This window comes from Streptomyces sp. NPDC001406 (assembly GCF_042895285.1).
Classification (GTDB): domain Bacteria; phylum Actinomycetota; class Actinomycetes; order Streptomycetales; family Streptomycetaceae; genus Streptomyces.
The window spans coordinates 340,601-360,806 of record NZ_JBIAWG010000012.1; the positions used below are offsets into that span (position 1 = coordinate 340,601).

Genomic DNA, 20,206 nt, shown 5'->3' on the forward strand with positions numbered 1-20,206 from the left:
CCGTGACGACCCGGAACCCGACCCGGAACCCGTCGTCGTACTACGTCACCACCCCCATCTACTACGTCAACGACGCGCCGCACCTGGGCCATGCCTACACCACGGTCGCGGCGGACGTGCTCGCCCGCTGGCACCGCGGGCGCGGCGAGCGCGTCTGGTTCCTCACCGGCACCGACGAGCACGGCCAGAAGGTCCTGCGCACGGCCGAGGCGAACGGCACGACGCCCGGGGCGTGGGCGGACCGGCTGGTCACGGAGTCCTGGCAGCCCCTGTGGGAGCACCTGGAGATCGCCAACGACGACTTCATCCGCACCACGCAGAAGCGCCACACCGACCGCGTCCAGGAGTTCGTGCAGGACCTGTACGACAAGGGCGAGATCTACAAGGGCGGCTACGAGGGGCCGTACTGCGTGGGCTGCGAGGAGTACAAGCTCCCGGGCGAACTGATCGACGGCGAGGGCGAGTTCGCGGGCCGCAAGCTGTGCCCGATCCACCGCAAGCCGGTGGAGATCCTCAGCGAGGAGAACTACTTCTTCCGGCTGAGCGAGTACGGCGACAGGCTCCTCGCCCACTACGCGGCCAACCCGGGCTTCATCCAGCCCGAGTCGGCGCGCAACGAGGTCGTGAACTTCGTCCGGGGCGGTCTGCAGGACCTCTCCATCTCCCGCTCGACCTTCGACTGGGGCGTCCCGGTGCCGTGGGACGACAAGCACGTGATCTACGTATGGGTCGACGCGCTCCTGAACTACGCCACGGCGGTCGGCTACAACGAGAACCGGGAGAAGTTCGAGTCGACCTTCCCGGCCGATGTGCACCTGGTCGGCAAGGACATCCTCCGCTTCCACGCGGTCATCTGGCCGGCGATGCTGATGGCACAGGGCCTGCCGCTGCCCGCCAGGGTCGCGGCGAACGGCTGGCTGATGGTCGGCGGCGAGAAGATGTCCAAGTCCAACCTGACCGGCATCAGGCCGCAGGACCTCACGTCCCACTTCGGCGTGGACGCGTACCGCTGGTACTTCCTGCGGGCCATCGCCTTCGGCCAGGACGGCTCCTTCTCCTGGGAGGACTTCTCCGCCCGGTACACGAGCGAGCTGGCGAACGGCTACGGCAACCTCGCCTCCCGCGTGGCGGCCATGGTCGGCAAGTACTTCGACGGCACGCTGCCCGGGGCCACGGCGGACGGCGCGGCGGAGCGGGCGGTCCACGAGGGCCTCGCGAGGGCGGCCGCCGAGTCCGACCGCCGTATCGGCGACGAACTGGACTTCCAGGGCGGCATCCTGGCCGTCTTCGACTTCATCAAGCAGGTCAACGGCTATCTCACGGAGCAGGAGCCGTGGAAGGTGGCCAAGGACGGCTCGGCCGAGGGCCGTGCCCGACTGGCCACCATCCTCTACACGGCGGCGGAGTCCCTGCGCGCGGTCGCCGTCCTCCTCGCCCCGGTCATGCCGGAGACCTCCGGAAAGCTCTGGGACTCCCTGGGCGCGGAGCCCTCCCTGGGCCCCCTGTCGGACCAGCGGATCCAGCAGGCCGGAGACTGGGGCAGACTCCCGGCCGCCTCGACGCTGACCAAGGGCCCGGCCCTCTTCCCACGCCTGGAGGAGCAGCCGGGCGTACAAATCAGCTGAATCCGCCCGGCTTCTCCCCTCAGACCGAGGCACCAAGAACAAGCGCACCGATGACCGGGGCCGCGTAGACGAGCGGGAACGGGATGTGCGAGTAACAGCGCGCCCGTGCCACGGTGACGACGGCCCCGGCGAAGTAGAGCACCAGCCCCACCCCCGCCGCGACCCCGACCACCGGCACGAACAGCCCGACCAGCAGCCCCACGGCCCCGGCGGCCTTGGCCAGCCCGAGCAGGGTCCACCACGACCGGGGCACCCGGTAGTCCTCAAGCAGCTTGACGATCCACTGGGCCCGCAGCAGCAGGACGGCACCCGAGAAGCCGGACATCAGAGCGGCGAGGACGGTGACGACGACATAGGCGATACGCATGAGAAGCTCCGCTCGAAATCAACACCGGACACCCCTCTGACGACCGCAAACCCACACGTGTGACAGCCCACGCAAAAAACTTCGCAGTACTGTCCGGGCCGAACTCGACCTCCTCCGCACCGGATCATGAAGAACCACGCTCCGGTGCGACCAGCCCTCTTCTCCAAGAACCCCGGGGAGAAAGAAACCTCACCAAGCCCCACCCCTACCGCCCGCCGCGCAAACTCACTCCCGCGAGTGAATATGCCCAACTCGGCTGGATTTGGGCCCGGTTGCCTGCCCTACGCTCAGCGCAAGCAACCACCCTCTCCGGGACCGGCAGGCGCACCCCGGCGGCGTCATCCACGACAACGCCCGCCACACCACCCACTTCACGGTGATCGGCAACCACCTCACCCAGCACCGGGAGCTGTCCCTGCTGGCCATCGGACTGGCCTGCCACATCCAGTCGCTCCCCACCGGCGCCGCCATCGACATCAAGTCCCTCACCGCGCGCTTCCCAGAGGGTCCGACCCGTATCGCCACCGCGCTGCGCGAACTCGAAGCCCACGGCTACCTCCGCCGCACCCGCGAACGCACCCCCGCCGGACGGATCGTCACCCGCACGGACTGCAACAGGCCCGGACACCACACCACCGCGGCCGACACCCCCAGCAGGCCCACCCGCCGCACGGACGCCGACAAGCCCCCACCCCGCAAGCTCCTCCCCGCCGTACCCCGACCCGCACACCCCAGCCCCACCCTCATCCGCACGGCCACCGACCTCCTCGCCGGCCTCCGCCGCACGGACCCCCGCCTCGTCCTCTCCGCCACCGACGCCGAACACCTCGCCCCAGGCGTCGCCGCCTGGCTGGAGCGCGACGTCACCCCCACCGCCGTACGCCACGCCCTGACCGGGGACCTCCCCCAGGACCCCCTGCGCCGCCCGGCCACCCTCCTGGCCCACCGCCTGGCCGCCCAGCTCCCGCCCCCACCACCGTTCCGGGCCCCGGCCCCGCCGCCCCCGGACCCACGGCACCCGATCCAGAACTGTGACGGCTGCGACCGCGGCTTCCGCTCCCCCACCCCCGGCCGCTGCCGCGACTGCCGATCCGACCTGATGGAGGCCGCCCAGCATGAGCGTGACGACGCAGGAGTTTCCTTCACTCCAAGCCCGGCCGGATACCCTGGCTGGGGCACTCCTGGAGGACACCATGAGCACACTGGCCGACCACGGACGCGAGCTGATCCCCCGCCCCGAGCAGACCCCTGACGCCCTCCGTGCGGCCCTCGCCGTCGTCGCCCCAGGGCGCCTGGACGAGATGCAGGCCACGAAGGACGACGCCTTTGCCAAAGCCGTCGAGTGGGAGTCTCTGAGCCCCGTGCGGAGCTGGGTCCTCATCTGGGCCAGGGATATCGAGATCGCCCGCCGTCCCGACCTGTCCTCCCGCTTCGCTCGGGCGCAGAGAACGCTGGAACACGAGGACCCTGCCACCGCTCAGGAAGCTCTGCGGCAGCTGAGCGCTGTCCTGGACGAAGCCATGAAGGCAGTACGCGGTTGAGCTGGAAGTGGGAGTACGCCTTCGGTGCGGAGGAAGCCGCGCGCACCGCTCCCGCCGACTTCCTCGCGAGGGTGGAAAACAAGGCGGAAGAGCTGGTCAGAGCAGCCGAAGCCGCCCATGTGCACGGCGAGGCCCACCAAGGCAGCGACCCGAAGGGCGGCGACGTCATCGTCCCTGGCAATGTTCACGTATCAGGTCGTCGTGCGCAGCGAGCGCGTCTACGTCGTTCAGATCACCTACCTGGGATTCTGAACCGTCGCAGGCGCCTGTCGGATGCGGCCACGAGCCCGGGGGAAGGGCCTGTTGCTTGCGTCACCGCTTCCCCCGGCCCTGATCGCTCAGCCGCCGGACAGAACCCCGGCGCCGGTCGTCGTCGCCAGTTCCGTCGGGAGGTTCTTCGCGGAGGTCTCCAGGCCGGCCGTGAGGGTCGGTGTCCGGTTCACCGTCGTCCTGAGCTTCTTCGACGTCGTGGCGTTGTACGCGGCGACCAGGTCGGTCGTCGTGCCGTTGACGAGGTTGCCGCTGCCCGCGACCGAGCCGGTGCCGTCGCCGCTGAGGAGCTTGGAGAGCTTCTGGCCGGAGGCGACCTTCCAGTAGTTGTTCTGCGCGACGACCTGGGCCTTGGCGCGGGAGTTGATGCTGTACTGCAGGACGTACCCGTTGAGGGTGGTCGTGTCGTAGAGGTTGTTGTAGATGTGGACCTGGCCGATGCGGGTCAGCGGGGCACGCTGGACGATGCCCTTCCACACGTTGTGGTGGAAGCCCCCGGCGAGGGGGCTTACGCCTCCCCAGTTGCCGCCCCGCCCACAAAGGTTGCCGCGACCGCACGGCCTCGTCGCAGATCGGGCACCGCGCCCGGCCACTAGGCTCCTGCCCTACGACCGCACCTCCCCCGGGCCACCGAGTGAACCTCCCCGCATCCCTTGCCGCACACCTCCCCGAACCCCATCGGCGTCTTCTCGCCGACGTCCCGGCCGTGGCCGCCCGTATGGCCCTGGCCGGCGGATACGCCCTTCAGGCCCACGGCCTGCTCGAACGCGCGCACGCGAACGTCGACTTCGCGACGGAGAGCGCCGAGCCGATGCCCCGCATCGCGGCCGCGCTGCACGACGCGCTCGTCTCCAGGGGCCGTGAGACGACCGTCCAGGACGTGGATCCCCTCTCCGCCCATCTGACGGTCACGGATCCGCCGACCGGCACGGCCGTCCCCCTCGGCCTCCACAAGGAGACCTTCTGGAGCCCGCCCGTCCTGACCTCGTACGGCCCGACGCTCTGTCCGGAGGACGCGGTGGGCACCAAGATCCGGGCCCTGTACGACCGGGGCCTGGCGGTCGACCTGATCGACGCGCGGGCGGCGGCGTCCCGTTTCTCCCTCCCCGACCTGGAGGAGCTGGCCCGCCGCCACGTCCGCGACGAGTTCGACCTCCCCACCCTCCGGACCCGCCTGGAGGGCACGGACTACTACCCGGACACGGCCTTCACGGCCTACGGCCTGGCGGACGACGAGATCACCGTCCTGCGCGCCTGGGCCCAGGCCTGGTCGACGGACATCGCCGAGCGGCTGCTGGAGGAGGGGGCGTCCCCGGACGACTGATCCGGGGACGCCCCCTCGTCCGGAATTACGACGCCGACGCCGACGGCGTCTCCGACGTGCTGGGCCGGGGAGCGTCCTGGCCGTCATGGGTCGCCGCCGGGTCCACGGCCACGGTGATCGAGCCCCGGACGCCCCGGGCGATGTGGTCCTTGTGGTAGCGGAGCTTCAGGAGGCCGCCCTGGGTGCCGCTCTGGTCGTAGATGGTGTCCTCGGTGAGGGTGGTGCGTTCGGCGGTGTTCGTGGCGTACGGGTCCACGGTCGCCGTGGCGAGCACCGCCTCCTCCGCGAAGAAGAACTGGCCCGTGTGGCAGGTGTGCCCGCCCTCGTAGCCCGCGTCCGTCCACTCGCCGTCCACGTGCACCTTGACGTGGATGTGGACACAGCGGCCCCGGTACCAGCCCGGGAAGACCGTCCGGAACTCCACCCGGCCGTATCGGGCGCGCTGGGCGCCGGTTCGTACGCGTTCAACCAGTACGCGGCGGGCATCCAGGGCGGCAACGAGGTCGACGACTTCTTCGGTACGACCGTCTCCGCCGGGGACATCAACGGCGACGGCAAGCCCGAACTGTTCGTCGGCGCGGCCGGCGAGAACAACTCCACCGGCGCCGTCTGGGTCCTCCCCGGCTCCGCCACGGGCCCGAAGGCCAGGGGCAGCCACGTCTTCACGGCAGCCTCGGTCAACCTCACCCAGCAGAACGGCACACTGCTGGGCGGCAACGGCCTGCTCTGGGTGATCTAGAGCACCGCAGGGGCGTACGGCCGAGGGGCCGGAAACCGTGTCGGTTTCCGGCCCCTCGGGACGTCCTGGTGCCTACTTCGGCTGCGGCTTGCGCACCGACAGGTGCAGTTCCTTCAGCCGTGCCTCCTCCAGCTCCGTCGGCGCGCCCATCATCAGGTCCTGGGCGTTGCCGTTGAGCGGGAAGGCGATGGTCTCGCGGATGTTCGGCTCGTCGGCCAGCAGCATGACGATGCGGTCGACGCCCGGCGCGATGCCGCCGTGCGGCGGGGCACCGAAGCGGAAGGCGCGGAGCATGCCCGCGAACTTCTCCTCGACGGTCTCCCGGTCGTAGCCCGCGATCTCGAAGGCCTTGAGCATGATCTCCGGCTCGTGGTTCCGGATGGCACCGGAGGACAGCTCGACGCCGTTGCAGACGATGTCGTACTGCCAGCCCAGGATGTCCAGCGGGTCCTGGTTCTCCAGGGCCTCCAGGCCGCCCTGCGGCATGGAGAAGGGGTTGTGCGAGAAGTCGATCGCGCCGGTGTTCTCGTCCTTCTCGTACATCGGGAAGTCGACGATCCAGCAGAAGCGGAAGACGCCCTCCTCGAAGTGGCCGGCCCGCTTGGCGGCCTCGACCCGCACCGCGCCCATGACCTTCGAGACCTCGTCGAACTCGCCCGCGCCGAAGAAGACGGCGTGACCGGCCACCAGGCCGAGGCGCTCGGTGAGGACCTTGACGTTCTCCTCCGTCAGGAACTTCGCGATCGGGCCCGTCAGCGAGCCGTCCTCGGCGACCCGGACCCATGCCAGACCCTTGGCGCCCAGCGACACCGCGAAGTCGCCCAGCTGGTCGAAGAACTTGCGGGGCTGGTCCTGGACGGCCGGCACCGGCAGCGCCCGCACGTGCTTGCCGGCGAACGCCTTGAACTCGGAGCCCTCGAAGACATCCGTGATGTCCACCAGCTCCAGCTGGGCGCGCAGATCCGGCTTGTCGGAGCCGTACTTGAGCATCGCCTCGCGGAACGGGATCCGCGGGAAGGGCGAGGTGACGTGGCGGCCGTTGCCGAACTCTTCGAAGAGCTCCGTCATGAGCTTCTCGACGGGCTGGAAGACGTCCTCCTGCTCGACGAAGGACATCTCGATGTCGAGCTGGTAGAACTCGCCCGGCGAGCGGTCCGCGCGGGCGTCCTCGTCACGGAAGCAGGGCGCGATCTGGAAGTAGCGGTCGAAGCCGGAGATCATCAGCAGCTGCTTGAACTGCTGCGGGGCCTGCGGCAGGGCGTAGAACTTGCCCGGGTTCAGACGGGAGGGGACCACGAAGTCACGGGCGCCCTCGGGGGAGGTGGCGGACAGGATCGGCGTCGCCATCTCGTTGAAGCCGAGCGCCGTCATCTTGTGACGGATCGCGGAGATCACCGCCGTACGCAGCATGATGTTGCGGTGCATGCGCTCGCGGCGCAGGTCCAGGAAGCGGTACTCCAGGCGCCGCTCCTCGTTGACCCCGTCCTCGGCGTTGATCGTGAAGGGCAGCGGGGCGGCGGCGCCGAGCACCTCGACCTCGCCGACCTCGATCTCGATCTCGCCCGTCGGCAGGTCCGGGTTCACGTTCTCGGTGCCTCGCGAGACGACCTTGCCGTCGGCGCGGACCACCGTCTCCTTGGACAGCTTGTCCAGGGCCTCGTACGCGGCCGTGCCGGGGCGGGCGACGAGCTGCGTGATGCCGTAGTGGTCGCGCAGATCGATGAAGAGGATGCCGCCCAGGTCGCGCCGATTGTGCAGCCAGCCACTCAGCCGGACGTCGGTCTCGACGTCAGAGGCGCGGAGCTCGCCGCAGGTGTGGGACCTGTACCGATGCATCGTCGTTCATCCAGTCTTCGCGGATCGGGGTCTGGGTGGGGCAGTGCTTCAGGTTGTTTCACGTGAAACACAGACCAGCGTACCGGGCACCCGAAGATCGCCTCCCACCATTGCCGCAGCAGGGAGCAGTGGCACTCTTCGATCGCATCTTCTTAAAGTGGGGCAATGCGCACTGGCGAGCCCCTGCCCGCCGTCGGGGACGTTCTCTCCTCCCTCGCGACCGGGGTGTGGCACTGGAACACCGCCACCGGGCTGGTCACCATCGACGCGGAGACCGCTCGGCTGCTCGGACTGCCCGGCGAGACGACCACCCTCACCGAGGCCCGGGCGCGCGCCCGCTTCCATCCCGTCGACTGGAACGAGAACACCAGCATCATCCGGCTCGCCTCCGACGAGGGCACGCTGGCCGAGGTGCGGCTGCGGATCATGGACGAGCAGGGCCGCATCGTACGCACGGTACGCAGCCGCTTCAGACCGGTGTACGACCGGGGGGAGCGCGTGTACCGGGTGACGGGCACCCTGCAGGAGGTCACCGAACCGACGCCGGGCACCGCGGCGCAGACCCCCGTCACCGGTGACTGGCGCCGCTCCCGGGAGGCGTTCCTGCTGGACGCGGGCCGGGCGCTGGCCGAGGCTCGGTCCACGTCGGAGGTGCTGCGGGTCGCGGCGGGGCTGTCGATGCCGGGGTTCTCGCCGGACGGGCTGGCCGTCTTCGGGGTGCAGGGCGACCGGCTGACGGTCATCGGCCATCACGGGCATCAGCCCGGCGACGAGGCTCCCTTCACCGATATGCCGCTGGAGACGGACTACCCGGCCGCCGAGGTGGTCCGGACCGGCCGTGCGGTCTATCTGTCCTCCCCCGAGCAGTACAAGACCCGCTACCCGGTGACCTGGCCGCTCGCCCGGCACGTCGGCCGGCAGTCCTGGGCGTTCCTGCCGCTGACGGCGGCCGGCCGCACGATGGGCGCCTGGCTGGCGGCCTTCGCCTATCCGGTCGCCTTCACCCCGGACGAGCGGTCGGTGCTCACGACGGTGGCCCGCATGCTCGCCCAGGCCCTGTCCCGGGCCGGGGCCGCCGAGTCCCAGCGTGAACTGACCGACGGGCTGCAACGCTCCATGCTGCCCACGCTGGGCCCCGAGGTCCCCGGCATGGGCGTGGCCGCCCGCTACATCCCCACCGGCGGCGGGCTCCAGGTCGGCGGCGACTGGTACGACATGATCCCGCTGCCCGGCAGCCGGTTCGCGCTGGTCATCGGTGACGTCCAGGGACATGACGTGCGGGCCGCCGGTCTGATGGGCCAGCTGCGGATCGCCCTGCGCGCCTATGCCTCCGAGGGCCACCGCCCCGACGCAGTCCTCTCCCGGGCCTCCCGCTTTCTGCACGGCGTCAACGACGGCGCTCTGCACGGTGTCGACGACAGCACCGGTGACGACGCCGACCCGCGCTTCGCGACCTGCCTCTATGCGGAGGTCGACCCGGTGTCCGGCGTCCTGGAGATCGCTCGCGCCGGGCATCCGGACCCGGCGATCCGGATGGCGGACGGCACGGTGATGATGCGGCCGACGGCGGGCGGTCTGCCGCTGGGCATCGACCCGGACGCCGACTACCCGACGACCCGGTTCGCGCTGGAGCCCGGCGAGACCATGATGATCTGCACCGACGGGCTGATCGAGACCGGCGGTCATGACCTGGAGAGCGGCTGGCACCGCCTCCGCGCCGTACTGGAGGACCACGAGGGCGGCCTGGAGTCGCTCGCGGACGCCCTGGTGCAGGCGGTGCACGGACCGTCCTCGCACCAGACGCCGGGGCCGCTGGCCGACCGGCGCGAGGACGACATAGCCGTGCTGCTGCTGGGCAGGCCGGGGGAGGGCGAGGGCTACGGCGCCACGATGCTCGTCGGGCCCACGGTCCGGCGCACCCTGCTGTCGGTGGCGCAGGACGAGCCGGAGCGGATCGCCGAGGCCCGCGAGCATGTGCGCGGGCTGCTGCACGACTGGACCTCCGACGAGCAGGTGGACACCGCGGTGCTGCTGGTGTCGGAGATGCTCACCAACGTCCTCGTGCACACCGACGCCGACGCCCTGCTGCTCGCCGAGGTCACCGGGGAGACGGGCGAGCGGCGGCTGCGGGCCGAGGTCACCGACGCCGGGGACGACCTCCCGCACAAGCGAAGCCCCGGGGAGCTGGCCTCCTCCGGGCGCGGTCTGGTGCTGATGGAACTGCTCGCGGACGCGTGGGGGGTGGATCCGCGGGGCGAGGGGAAGAGCATCTGGTTCGAGCTGTACGAGAAGCGGTGACCCGGTCGGAACGGTGGCTACTTGGTGGCGTACCGGCTCCGCAGCTCGTGCACGACCCCGAAGGCGGCCGCGGTGAGCGGTACGGCCAGCAGCATTCCGACGATGCCCGCGACGGACGCCCCGGCCGTGATCGCCAGCATCACCACCGCGGGATGCATCTGCACGGTCCGGCTCTGGATCACCGGCTGGAGCACATGACCCTCCAGCACCTGCACCGCGACGACCACCCCGAGGGCCCACAGCGCGATCACGAACCCCCGGTCGGCAAGCGCGACCAGCACGGCCACCGCGCCGGAGAGAAAGGCGCCGAGGTAGGGGATGTAGGCGCCGACGAAGACGAGCGCGCCGAGGCCCGGCGCGCCCGGCACCTGAAGGATCAGCAGCCCGATGGTGATGCAGGTGGCGTCGATGAGCGCGATGACGGTGGTGCCGCGCATGAACCCCTCGACGGCCGCGAAGGCCCGCCGCGCCATGGCCTCCAGGGTGTCGCCGGTGCCGCGCGGGGCGAGGGACCGCAGGCTCTCGGCGGCCCGGTGGGAGTCGCGCAGGAAGAAGAAGACGAGCAGCAGCGCCAGTACGGCCATGGCGATGCTCTCGCCGACCACGCTGACCCCGCTGATGACGTTGGAGGCGGCCGTCCCGCCGAACTTGGCCAGCAGGTTCTTGGCGTTCTCGGCGAGGTCGTCCAGCGAGGTCCCGGCGGCCCCGAAGTGCTCGGCGACGGATCTCGCGGCGGCCCGCAGCGAGGAGATGATCTGGCCCCCGGTGTCGATCAGCGCGGCGACCACGATGTAGACGGCCCCGCCGATGACGGCCACGACCGCGACACAGGTGAGCCCGGCGGCCAGCGAGCGCTGCACCCCGGCCCGGACGAGCCGCCGGTACAGCGGCCCGAGCAGCGCGGTCCCGAGCAGCGCGAGCAGCACGGGCGTGACGGTCGTACGGAACGTGGTGCACAGCCGGACCCCGACGTACCCGACCCCGGAGACGAGCAGGATCACCACGCACCAGGCGGCGAGTCGGCGGACGGGGTCGGGCAGAAGCTGCACGCACCCAGCCGATCATGCGCGCGGCCGGGCTGTCCTGCGCTCGGGCCCGGCCGGGTGACGCGGTACGGCGAAAGCCCCGTCCGGCGCCGTTGACGGACGGGGCTTTCGCCGGACTCGGGCTCAGGCCTGCGGTCCGCTCTCGGTCATGCCGTGGACGGCCGGGATCGTTCCGAGCCGGCCCTTCTGGAAGTCCTCGAAGGCCTGCTGGAGTTCCTCACGGGTGTTCATGACGAAGGGGCCGTAGTGGGCCATGGGCTCGCGGATGGGCTGCCCGCCGAGCAGGACGATCTCCAGGTCCGGTGTGTGGGAGTCCTGCTTCTCGTCCGCGCGGACGGTCAGCGAGGAGCCGTTGCCGAAGACGGCGGTCTGGCCCAGCTGGACCGGACGGCGGTCGTCACCGACGGAGCCGCGCCCGGCCAGGACGTACGCGAGGGCGTTGAAGTCCTCGCGCCAGGGCAGGGTGATCTCCGCGCCCGCGGCGAGGGTCGCGTGGATCATCGTGATCGGGGTGTGGGTGATACCGGGACCGGTGTGGCCGTCCAGCTCACCGGCGATGACGCGGAGCAGCGCGCCGCCGTCGGGGGAGGTGAGCAGCTGGACGTTGCCGCCGCGGATGTCCTGGTAGCGGGGGGCCATCATCTTGTCCTTGGCCGGGAGGTTCACCCACAGCTGCAGGCCGTGGAAGAGACCGCCGGACATGACCAGGGACTCCGGCGGGGCCTCGATGTGGAGCAGGCCCGAGCCGGCGGTCATCCACTGGGTGTCGCCGTTGGTGATGGTGCCGCCACCGCCGTGGCTGTCCTGGTGGTCGAAGGTGCCGTCGATGATGTAGGTGACGGTTTCGAAGCCACGGTGCGGGTGCCACGGGGTGCCCTTGGGCTCGCCCGGCGCGTACTCCACCTCGCCCATCTGGTCCATCATGATGAACGGGTCGAGGTAGCGGTAGTTGACCCCGGCGAACGCCCGGCGCACCGGGAAGCCCTCGCCCTCGAATCCGCTCGGTGCGGTCGTCACGGCCAGCACGGGACGGGCGACGGCGTCGGCCGGCGCGGCCACACGGGGCAGGGTCAGCGGGTTCTCGACGGTCACTGCAGGCATTGGTCGGTACCTCCTTGTGCGCCCACTTTAGTTGAGCATTGAACTTTCTGCCACCCCCAACAGAGAAAGCCCGGAGGACATTCCCTCCGGGCCTCGCCGGGTGCCGGTCAGTCGAACAGGGCGGCCATCGCCGGCCCCACCAGGGAGGGGCCGAGCAGGGTCATGGGGAGCCCGAGCACCAGCGCCAGGCTCAGGGCGCCGATCAGATGCCCCACCGTCGCCCGCCCGACCGTGGTGGTGCCGTCCGGATCCTCGGGGTCGTACACGATCTCGACCTCGCTCGGGCCGCCCTCCGGGCCGCTGCGCTCGCGCCGCTCACCGCGGGCGTCGACGTAGGGGTAGACGTGGTGCGTGGCCGCGTCCTCGCCGGTTCCGACGTCGTAGGAGAACTCCAGCCGCCCCTCGACCGCGATCCCCCGGGCCCGCAGCACGACGGTGTCGCGCAGCGTGCGCAGGCCGGCCACCACGGCGGCGACGCCGGGCGCCAGGACACTGGGGACGCCCACCGCCCAGGAGACGGTGGCCCGCTCCCCCGCGCCGCGGGCCACCAACGCGGCGGCGACCAGTACATAGAGGACACCCAGCACCCCGAGGGCCACGTTCCTCGGTTCCGGCCCCGGGCGCTCCACCGGCTCGACGGTCACCCGGGCCGCCCCGTCCCGGCGCGGCTCGTCGGCGTCCCGCACCGGCAGCGCGCGGCGCAGCGCCTCGGCGAACTCGTGCACGGCGGGTGCGCTGCGGGAGACGAGGCAGTGGGTCGCCGGGCCGGGCAGGGCCGAGGTCAGGACGACGATCAGCTCGCGCCCTGCGCGGCCGCTCACGTCGACGCGTTCGATCGCGGCGACGGGTATCCTGCGGCGCACTCCTCCCGACTCCAACAGCAGTACGCCGCGGCGGAGTCGGGCAGCAGAACGCCGCCGGCCGTGCAGGGCCGGCGGCGAGGTGTCGGGTGGGGTCACGCGGGCACACTAGGGCCAACCCGTGGGCGGAGGGGACGGTTCAGCCGCCGTACATCCGGCGCATCGCGAAGTCCACCATCTGCTCGACCGCCTTCGCGTCGAAGACCATCCGGTGCTCGCCCTCCATGTCCAGGACGAAGCCGTACCCGGTCGGCAGCAGGTCGATCACCTCGGCGCCGGTGATCACGAAGTACTTGGACTCCTTGCCCGCGTACCGGCGCAGTTCCTTGAGCGAGGTGAACATCGGGATCACCGGCTGCTGGGTGTTGTGCAGGGCGAGGAAGCCCGGGTTGTCGCCGCGCGGGCAGTAGACCTTGGACGTGGCGAACACCTGCTGGAAGTCCTCAGCGGCCAGCTGACCGGTGGTGAAGGCACGCACCGCGTCCGCGAGCGACGGCGGCGACGGCTCCGGGTAGAGCGGCGCCTGCTGGCCGTACCCGCCGGGCATCTGCTGCTGCGGCGTGGTGTACTGCGCACCCACGTTCTGGTCGTAGCCGTACATGGGCGCTAGCCTACCGACCCCACCGGGGTCGCCGAAGGCCCGTCAAGCCTTCTTGAGCCGTTCCCCAGCGTTCTTATGTAGACCCTTCTCACACTTGGACGGGCAGGGGTTGCTTCTTATTACCGACGGGTAGCATCATCGTAGCTACTTGTTGGTACGTGAACCAGTTGCGAGGAGACAGTGCCTCGCCGAGTCCGATACGGAGCCGTCACCCATGGGGCACTACAAGTCGAACCTACGCGACATCGAGTTCAACCTGTTCGAAGTACTCGGGCGCGACAAGCTGTACGGCACCGGCCCGTTCGGTGAAATGGACACGGACACCGCCAAGAGCGTCCTGGAGGAGCTGACGCGCCTCGCGGAGAACGAGCTGGCCGAGTCCTTCACGGACGCGGACCGCAACCCGCCGGTCTTCGACCCGGAGACCAACACCGCGCCCGTCCCGGCGTCCTTCAAGAAGAGCTACAAGGCCTTCATGGACTCCGAGTACTGGCGCCTGGGCCTGCCCGAGGGCATCGGCGGCACGACGGCTCCCCCGTCCCTGATCTGGGCGTACGCGGAGCTGATCCTCGGCTCGAACCCGGCCGTGTGGATGTACTCCTCCGGCCCGGCGTTCGCCGGCATCCTCTACGACGAGGGCAACGACGTACAGAAGAAGATCGCGCAGATCGCCGTGGAGCGGACCTGGGGTTCGACCATGGTGCTCACCGAGCCCGACGCGGGCTCCGACGTCGGCGCCGGCCGCACCAAGGCGATCCAGCAGGAGGACGGCTCCTGGCACATCGAGGGCGTCAAGCGCTTCATCACGTCCGGTGAGCACGACATGGAGGAGAACATCCTCCACTACGTCCTCGCCCGCCCCGAGGGCGCCGGCCCCGGCACCAAGGGCCTGTCCCTCTTCCTCGTCCCGAAGTACCTGTTCGACTTCGAGACCGGCGAGCTGGGCGAGCGCAACGGCGCCTACGCCACCAACGTCGAGCACAAGATGGGCCTGAAGGCCTCCAACACCTGCGAGATGACCTTCGGCGACCGCCACCCGGCCAAGGGCTGGCTGATCGGCGACAAGCACGACGGCATCCGCCAGATGTTCCGCATCATCGAGTTCGCCCGCATGATGGTCGGCACGAAGGCGATCTCCACGCTGTCCACCGGCTACCTCAACGCCCTTGAGTACGCCAAGGAGCGCGTCCAGGGTCCCGACCTGGCCAACTTCATGGACAAGGCCGCGCCCAAGGTCACCATCACGCACCACCCCGACGTGCGCCGCTCGCTGATGACGCAGAAGGCGTACGCGGAGGGCATGCGCGCCCTCGTCCTCTACACCGCCTCCGTCCAGGACGCCATCGCGGTCAAGGAGGCGAACGGCGAGGACTCCAAGGCCGAGCACGCGCTCAACGACCTGCTCCTGCCGATCGTCAAGGGCTACGGCTCCGAGAAGGGCTACGAGCAGCTCGCCCAGTCGCTGCAGACCTTCGGCGGCTCCGGCTTCCTGCAGGAGTACCCGATCGAGCAGTACATCCGCGACGCCAAGATCGACACCCTCTACGAGGGCACGACCGCGATCCAGGGCCAGGACTACTTCTTCCGGAAGATCGTCCGCAACCAGGGCGCCGCGCTGAACTCCCTCGCGGAGGACATCAAGAAGTTCCTCGCGCTCGGCACCGGCGGCGAGGAGCTGGCCGGCGCCCGCGAGCACCTCGCGAAGGCGGCCGTCGAGCTGGAGGCCATCGTCGGCCTGATGCTGACCGACCTCGCGGCCACCGAGCAGGACGTCAAGAACATCTACAAGGTGGGCCTGAACACCACCCGCCTGCTGCTGGCCTCCGGTGACGTGGTCGTCGGCTACCTGCTGCTGAAGGGTGCCGCGGTCGCCGCCGAGAAGCTGGAGACGGCCTCCGCCAAGGACAAGGCCTTCTACACCGGCAAGATCGCGGCGGCGAAGTTCTTCGCGGCCAACGTCCTGCCCGGCGTCACCCTGGCCCGCAAGGTGTCCGAGGGCGTCGACCTGGACCTCATGGAGCTGGACGAGGCGGCCTTCTAGTCCCGGCCGCCACTGCCACAGGTTTCCTGCGTGGGCCCGTTCCCGGTAAGGGGGAGCGGGCCCTCGCCCGTCGTTAAGGTGAACCCCATGAGCGAACCAGCCCGCTTCGACCGCGGCCACACCGATGACCTCATGTCCTTCCTCGCGGCGAGCCCGTCGCCCTACCACGCCGTGGCGAACACCGCCGAGCGGCTGGAGAAGGCCGGCTTCCGGCAGGTCGCGGAGACGGACGCGTGGGACGGGACGAGCGGCGGCAGGTTCGTGCTGCGCGGCGGCGCGATCGTGGCCTGGTACGTCCCCGAGGGCGCCGTGCCCCACACGCCGTTCCGGATCGTCGGCGCGCACACCGACTCGCCGAACCTGCGGGTCAAGCCGCAGCCGGACAGCGGGGCGCACGGCTGGCGCCAGGTCGCCGTGGAGATCTACGGCGGACCCCTGCTCAACTCCTGGCTCGACCGGGACCTGGGCCTGGCCGGGCGGCTCACCCTGCGGGACGGCTCGACCCGCCTGGTGAACGTGGACCGGCCCCTGCTGCGGGTGCCGCAGCTGGCCATCCACCTGGACCGGTCGGTGTCGACCGAGGGGCTCAAGCTCGACAAGCAGCGGCATCTGCAGCCGGTCTGGGGCCTGAGCGGCGATGTGCGCGACGGCGACCTGATCGCCTTCCTCGAAGAGGAGTGCGGGCTGCCTGCGGGCGACGTGGCCGGCTGGGACCTCATGACGCACTCCGTGGAGCCGCCCGCCTATCTGGGCCGCGACAAGGAGCTGGTCGCCGGTCCCCGGATGGACAACCTGCTGTCGGTGCACGCGGGCGCGGCGGCCCTGGCGGCCGTGGCCTGCTCCGAGCAGGCCCTCCCGCACATCCCCGTGCTGGCCGCCTTCGACCACGAGGAGAACGGCTCGCAGTCGGACACCGGCGCGGACGGGCCGCTGCTCGGCAACGTTTTGGAGCGTTCGGTGTTCGCGCGCGGCGGGTCGTACGAGGACCGGGCCCGCTCCTTCGCCGGCACCGTCTGTCTGTCCTCCGACACGGGCCACGCGGTCCACCCCAACTACGCGGAGCGGCACGACCCGACGCACCACCCGAGAGTCAACGGCGGGCCGATCCTCAAGGTGAACGTCAACAACCGCTATGCCACGGACGGTTCGGGCCGCGCGGTCTTCGCCGCCGCCTGCGAGCGGGCGGGCGTCCCCTTCCAGACCTTCGTCTCCAACAACGCCATGCCCTGCGGCACCACCATCGGCCCGATCACCGCGGCCCGCCACGGCATCCGGACCGTCGACATCGGCGCGGCGATCCTGTCGATGCACAGCGCCCGCGAACTGTGCGGCGCCAACGACCCGTTCCTGCTGGCGAACGCCCTGGTGGCGTTCCTGCAGCAGTAGGCCCGCCCCTGCACCCCGGGCATGAGCACCGGGGTCCCGGGTACCCGACCCCCGACCGGAACCACCGGATCGCAAGGGGAGGAGACACCCATGGGCCTAGGCGGATGCATCATCCTCATCGCCGCGGGCGCAATCCTCACGTTCGCGACCGACTGGCACATGAAGGGGGTCGACCTCGACCTGGTCGGGCTCATCCTGATGGCCGTCGGACTGATCGGGGTCACCACGTTCACCAGCATCGCCCGGCGCAGGAGGATCGTGGTGCCGCCCCCGACGACGGTCGTCGAGGAGGAGCGGCACCACCACCGTGACGGCTACGGCGACGGCTACGGCAGCTGAGCGTCGTCCGTCCCCGCGTCGTCCATCCCCGCGAGGACCAGCGGAAGACGGTCCGCACCGCCTTCGGTGAGGCGGACCGGTACGCCCCAGTCCTGCTGGTGGACATGGCAGGCGGGGTACTCGTTCGTGGGATCGTCGTCGCACGACGCCGCCATCGCCGAGACGTGCAGGACTCCCTCCGCCACCGCCGGATCGAGCTCCAGGGTGCGGGACAGGTCGGTGTCCGCGCCCTCGCCCTTCAGCAGCAGCCCGGGCGGGGTGGCGGAGACCAGGAGGCGGGTCGAGGGGCCGTACCGGGTGTCGAGCTTCTGGCCGGCCGGGGCCTGGAAGATCACGTCCAACCGCAGCCTGCCCGGGGCGACTTCGGTCGTCGCGCGCTGGGTGCGGTGGGCGACGGCCGTCACCCGGACCGCCTCCTCCGGGAGCCGCAGCCGGGTCAGCCGGTGCCGGGCCGACTCGACGACCACGATGTCGTCGCCGACGAGGACGGCATCGCTCGGCTCCCTCAAGTCGGTGGCCAGGGTGGTCACTTCACCGGTCGCGGGGTCGTAGCGGCGCAGGGCGTGGTTGTAGGTGTCGGCGACGGCCACGGAACCGTCGGGCAGCGCCGTCACCCCCAACGGATGCTGGAGCAGCGCCTGTTCCGCGGCGCCGTCACGGTGGCCGAAGTCGAACAGCCCGGTGCCGACGGCGGTGCGGACCCGACCGTCGAGGTCCACCCAGCGCAGCGCGGAGGTCTCGGAGTCGGCCAGCCAGAGCCGGTCGGCACTCGCCGCAAGACCGGAGGGCTGGGCGAACCAGGCCTCCGTGACCGGTCCGTCGACCAGCCCCTCATTGGTGGTCCCCGCCGCCACCGCCACGGTGTTCCCGACCGGGTCGTACGCCCACAGCTGGTGCACACCGGCCATGGCGATCCACACCCTCCCGTCGAAGACGGCCACGTCCCAGGGGGAGGAGAGGTCGATCTCACGGGCCGGTCCCGAGGTCGGCGACCCCTGCCACCACTGCCGGCCGGTGCCCGCGAGCGTGGTCACCTCGCCCGTGCCGAGGTCCAGTCGCCGCAGGGCGTGGTTGACGGTGTCCGCGACGACCACGGACGCCCCGTCCTCGAAGAGGGCGAGGCCCTGCGGCTCGCTGAAGGAGGCCGTCCCCGCCGCACCGTCCACGAAGCCGCGCGCACCGGAGCCGATCCGCCGCACGACGGTCTCCCCGTCCGCCTCCAGCTCCACCAGTTGATGCCGGGTGGTGTCGCTGACCAGGAAGTTCCCGGACGGCAGCAGCAGCGCCTTGCCGGGGAAGCGCAGCACGGTCGGCTCCGGCTCCGGCGCCACGTACGGCCCGTCCCCGCGCCGCAGCGTCCCCTTCGCCCCGTGCTCGGCTTCCAGTTCCCGCACCAGCCGCTCGATGGCGTGCGCATGCCCCTCGCCGGCGTGCTGCGCGACGACGTACCCCTCGGGGTCGATCACGACGAGCGTCGGCCAGGCGCGCACGGCGTACTGCTTCCAGGTGGCGAGCTCGGGGTCGTCGAGCACCGGATGCTCGACGCCGTACCGCTCCACCGCGTCCACGACCGCCTGATGCTCGGCCTCGTGCACGAACTTCGGCGAGTGCACGCCGATGATGACGACCGTGTCCCGGTGCTTCTCCTCTAGTTCGCGCAGTTCGTCGAGGACGTGCAGACAGTTGATGCAGCAGAACGTCCAGAAATCAACAACAACGCACTTACCTCGCAGGTCGGCGAGGGTCAGCTCTTTGCCTCCGGTGTTCAGCCAGCCGCCCTTGCCGATCAGCTCGGGGGCGCGGACACGGGCGCGACGGGGTGCGGAATCGGTCATGCGTCCAAGAGTGCCATTCGCGCGGCACGCCGTGACATCCGTCCGCACCCAGCCCCCACCGCGGCCTCGTCAGTCCTGGTGGACCACGTTCCTGCCGGGCCCGCCGGACAGCGTGTCCCGGCCGGGGCCGCCGTACAACTTGTCGTTGCCGCTGTTGCCGTAGAGCTTGTCGTTGCCGCTGTTTCCGTACAGGACGTCGTTGCCCTTGCCGCCGTACAGGCTGTCGTTTCCGGTTCCGCCGTAGAGCTTGTCGTTGCCGTCGTCGCCGGACAGGTACTGGGCGCCGGCGCCGCCGTGCAGCTCGTCGTCGCCCTTGCCGCCCTGCACGATGTTGTCGCCGCCGCTCGCGTAGATCGTGTCCCTGCCGTCACCGCCCCAGGCCAGGCCCTCGGCGCCCACCGTGATGGTGTCGTTGCCCGCGTCGCCCGAGACGTAGGCGCCGTCGAGGCGGCCGGAGTCGGTCAGCCGGTCGTTGCCGGCGCCCAGGGAGATCTCGGCGTAGTAGTAGATCTGATCGGTGGAGTTCTTGTACGCGACCGTGTCGTTGCCGTCGCCGAGGTTCATGACCAGGGCGGCGTACGGGTCCTGGCTGTCCACGTTGGTGACGGTGCAGGAGACCTTGGTGTGGTCCGCGCTGTCGGGGTACGCGCAGTCGTGGCCCGCGGTGATTTGGACGACGTCGTCGATCACATAGGTGATGCCCGTGCGGTCCGCCGTGAGCGCGGCGGTGACGGTGGCCTTGTTCGTCTGGCCGGCGGCGGCCTGGTAGGTGAGCTGCCAGTCGTACTGGTTGACCGAGGCGGTGGCCGGCGCCGTCGCGGCGTCGGCCGGGCCGGCCAGGGCGAACGGGACGGCCAGGGCGGCGCCGAGGGCCAGCGTCAGCGCCGGGAGGGCGCGTGTCGGCCTGCGGCGGGCGGGACGAGAGGGCATGGCGGAACCTCCGGGAGGAACGTGCGGAATCTTGGCGACCTACGCAGCGTTCGACTCGGGGCCGATG

At 70.6% G+C, this 20,206-nt stretch carries 16 protein-coding genes and 3 pseudogenes; 9 read left to right on the forward strand and 10 right to left on the reverse strand.

Going from position 1 to position 20,206, the window contains the following annotated elements; all coding sequences use genetic code 11:
- The first annotated feature begins 2 nt into the window (after positions 1-2).
- Positions 3-1,625: a methionine--tRNA ligase gene (metG, locus tag ACFY1J_RS29285; protein ID WP_390732271.1), complete on the forward strand. Its 1,623-nt coding sequence runs from the start codon at positions 3-5 to the stop codon at positions 1,623-1,625.
- A 19-nt stretch (positions 1,626-1,644) separates the two neighbouring features.
- Here the strand turns inward: metG and ACFY1J_RS29290 are convergent, their stop codons facing one another.
- Entirely contained in the window at positions 1,645-1,992 is a 348-nt protein-coding gene (locus tag ACFY1J_RS29290) for a DoxX family protein (RefSeq protein WP_390708240.1), read from the reverse strand.
- A gap of 262 nt (positions 1,993-2,254) precedes the next feature.
- On the opposite strand from ACFY1J_RS29290, the pseudogene ACFY1J_RS29295 reads away from it, so the two are divergent.
- Positions 2,255-3,103: pseudogene (locus ACFY1J_RS29295) on the forward strand (helix-turn-helix domain-containing protein); the annotation flags it as partial.
- Positions 3,104-3,185: 82 nt separating this feature from the next.
- Positions 3,186-3,533 (forward strand): hypothetical protein, encoded by a 348-nt coding sequence (locus ACFY1J_RS29300; RefSeq protein WP_390708241.1) that lies wholly within the window; start codon positions 3,186-3,188, stop codon positions 3,531-3,533.
- A gap of 338 nt (positions 3,534-3,871) precedes the next feature.
- Here ACFY1J_RS29300 and ACFY1J_RS29305 read toward each other — a convergent pair.
- Positions 3,872-4,291: pseudogene (locus tag ACFY1J_RS29305) on the reverse strand (pectate lyase); the annotation flags it as partial.
- A 230-nt stretch (positions 4,292-4,521) separates the two neighbouring features.
- Here ACFY1J_RS29305 and ACFY1J_RS29310 point away from each other — a divergent pair.
- Positions 4,522-5,127, forward strand: coding sequence for a hypothetical protein (locus ACFY1J_RS29310; protein WP_390708549.1), 606 nt, complete (start codon positions 4,522-4,524; stop codon positions 5,125-5,127).
- 25 nt (positions 5,128-5,152) lie between these two features.
- On the opposite strand, the pseudogene ACFY1J_RS29315 reads toward ACFY1J_RS29310, so the two are convergent.
- Positions 5,153-5,563, reverse strand: a pseudogene (locus ACFY1J_RS29315) (dioxygenase); the annotation flags it as partial.
- Here ACFY1J_RS29315 and ACFY1J_RS29320 point away from each other — a divergent pair.
- Entirely contained in the window at positions 5,501-5,866 is a 366-nt protein-coding gene (locus ACFY1J_RS29320) for an FG-GAP repeat protein (RefSeq protein ID WP_390708550.1), read from the forward strand. The pseudogene ACFY1J_RS29315 and the gene ACFY1J_RS29320 overlap by 63 nt on opposite strands.
- Before the next feature lie 72 nt (positions 5,867-5,938).
- Here ACFY1J_RS29320 and aspS read toward each other — a convergent pair whose 3' ends face one another.
- A complete protein-coding gene (aspS, locus tag ACFY1J_RS29325; protein ID WP_390732272.1) occupies positions 5,939-7,702 on the reverse strand; it encodes an aspartate--tRNA ligase in 1,764 nt (587 codons plus the stop codon).
- A 165-nt stretch (positions 7,703-7,867) separates the two neighbouring features.
- Between aspS and ACFY1J_RS29330 the strand changes: the two genes are divergently transcribed.
- Positions 7,868-10,000 (forward strand): SpoIIE family protein phosphatase, encoded by a 2,133-nt coding sequence (locus ACFY1J_RS29330; RefSeq protein ID WP_390732273.1) that lies wholly within the window; start codon positions 7,868-7,870, stop codon positions 9,998-10,000.
- 17 nt (positions 10,001-10,017) lie between these two features.
- Here the strand turns inward: ACFY1J_RS29330 and ACFY1J_RS29335 are convergent, their stop codons facing one another.
- The 4 genes from ACFY1J_RS29335 to ACFY1J_RS29350 all read right to left on the reverse strand — a co-directional run bounded on the left by ACFY1J_RS29335 (position 10,018) and on the right by ACFY1J_RS29350 (position 13,608).
- Entirely contained in the window at positions 10,018-11,049 is a 1,032-nt protein-coding gene (locus ACFY1J_RS29335; RefSeq protein WP_390708245.1) for an AI-2E family transporter, read from the reverse strand.
- Between the two features lie 120 nt (positions 11,050-11,169).
- Complete coding sequence (locus ACFY1J_RS29340) at positions 11,170-12,147, reverse strand: pirin family protein (RefSeq protein ID WP_390708246.1); 978 nt, start codon at positions 12,145-12,147, stop codon at positions 11,170-11,172.
- Between the two features lie 107 nt (positions 12,148-12,254).
- Positions 12,255-13,010 (reverse strand): hypothetical protein, encoded by a 756-nt coding sequence (locus ACFY1J_RS29345; protein WP_390732274.1) that lies wholly within the window; start codon positions 13,008-13,010, stop codon positions 12,255-12,257.
- A gap of 136 nt (positions 13,011-13,146) precedes the next feature.
- A complete protein-coding gene (locus ACFY1J_RS29350; protein WP_390708248.1) occupies positions 13,147-13,608 on the reverse strand; it encodes an SseB family protein in 462 nt (153 codons plus the stop codon).
- Between the two features lie 214 nt (positions 13,609-13,822).
- On the opposite strand from ACFY1J_RS29350, the gene ACFY1J_RS29355 reads away from it, so the two are divergent.
- From ACFY1J_RS29355 to ACFY1J_RS29365, 3 genes are all read left to right on the forward strand, one after another.
- Positions 13,823-15,649, forward strand: coding sequence for an acyl-CoA dehydrogenase (locus ACFY1J_RS29355; protein WP_390708249.1), 1,827 nt, complete (start codon positions 13,823-13,825; stop codon positions 15,647-15,649).
- An 87-nt stretch (positions 15,650-15,736) separates the two neighbouring features.
- A complete protein-coding gene (locus ACFY1J_RS29360) occupies positions 15,737-17,035 on the forward strand; it encodes a M18 family aminopeptidase (RefSeq protein ID WP_390708250.1) in 1,299 nt (432 codons plus the stop codon).
- A gap of 90 nt (positions 17,036-17,125) precedes the next feature.
- Entirely contained in the window at positions 17,126-17,374 is a 249-nt protein-coding gene (locus ACFY1J_RS29365) for a DUF6458 family protein (RefSeq protein WP_390708251.1), read from the forward strand.
- Here ACFY1J_RS29365 and ACFY1J_RS29370 read toward each other — a convergent pair.
- Together ACFY1J_RS29370 and ACFY1J_RS29375 are read right to left on the reverse strand one after the other, a co-directional pair.
- A complete protein-coding gene (locus tag ACFY1J_RS29370; protein WP_390732275.1) occupies positions 17,362-19,209 on the reverse strand; it encodes a thioredoxin-like domain-containing protein in 1,848 nt (615 codons plus the stop codon). The genes ACFY1J_RS29365 and ACFY1J_RS29370 overlap by 13 nt on opposite strands.
- A 69-nt stretch (positions 19,210-19,278) precedes the next feature.
- Positions 19,279-20,139 (reverse strand): calcium-binding protein, encoded by an 861-nt coding sequence (locus ACFY1J_RS29375; RefSeq protein WP_390732276.1) that lies wholly within the window; start codon positions 20,137-20,139, stop codon positions 19,279-19,281.
- Between the last annotated feature and the right edge of the window lie 67 nt (positions 20,140-20,206).